Source organism: Vibrio sp. 2134-1 (assembly GCF_033339495.1).
Genome location: NZ_JAWOUS010000474.1, coordinates 1 through 673 on the forward strand (window position 1 = coordinate 1; position 673 = coordinate 673).

At 48.1% G+C, this 673-nt stretch carries 1 protein-coding gene; it reads left to right on the forward strand.

Going from position 1 to position 673, the window contains the following annotated elements:
• A partial coding sequence (locus R7R78_RS26700; protein WP_225474683.1) for a transglycosylase domain-containing protein occupies positions 1-673 on the forward strand: 673 nt, incomplete at both ends.

Sequence of the window (673 nt, forward strand, 5' to 3'; positions counted from 1 at the left end):
AGCGCCTGCGAAGAAAAGTACAGCCAGAAAAGGCACCACAAAACGCCCTCGTCGCACGCCGAGTAAAAAGCCAACCAACGAGAAACGTTCTTGGCTCAAAGTGTTGTGGTCTTTTAGCTGGAAAGCCGGCGTTGCTCTTGCCGCGGTGTTGCTGTTTGTTGGTATTTACCTAGATAGTGTGGTTAAAGAACGCTTTGATGGGCAGCTATTCGAATTGCCTACCGTTGTGTACGCGCGCATTTTGAACCTCAATCCAGGTGAAAACATCACCATTCAAGAACTTCGCAACGAATTAGATGTACTGAACTACCGCAAGGTAAGTCAGCCTCGTTACCCTGGTGAGTATTCTTCTTCTTCGACTCGTGTTGAACTGATCCGCCGTCCTTTTGAATTTGCTGATGGCCCAGAACCGGATCGCCACGTCATGCTGCATTTCTCAGACAGCGGTTTGCAGCGTATTCAATCTTTAGAATCAAAAGGCGATCTGGGCTACTTGCGCCTTGAGCCAAAGATGCTTGGGATGCTTGAAAAAGATCGTGATGAGCAACGTCTGTTCTTACGTCGTGACCAATTCCCTGAAATTTTAGTTGATGCCTTGTTGGCGACAGAAGACCGAGACTTCTATCAGCATGATGGTGTTTCACCATTGGCTATTGCCCGTGCTTTAGTGGCG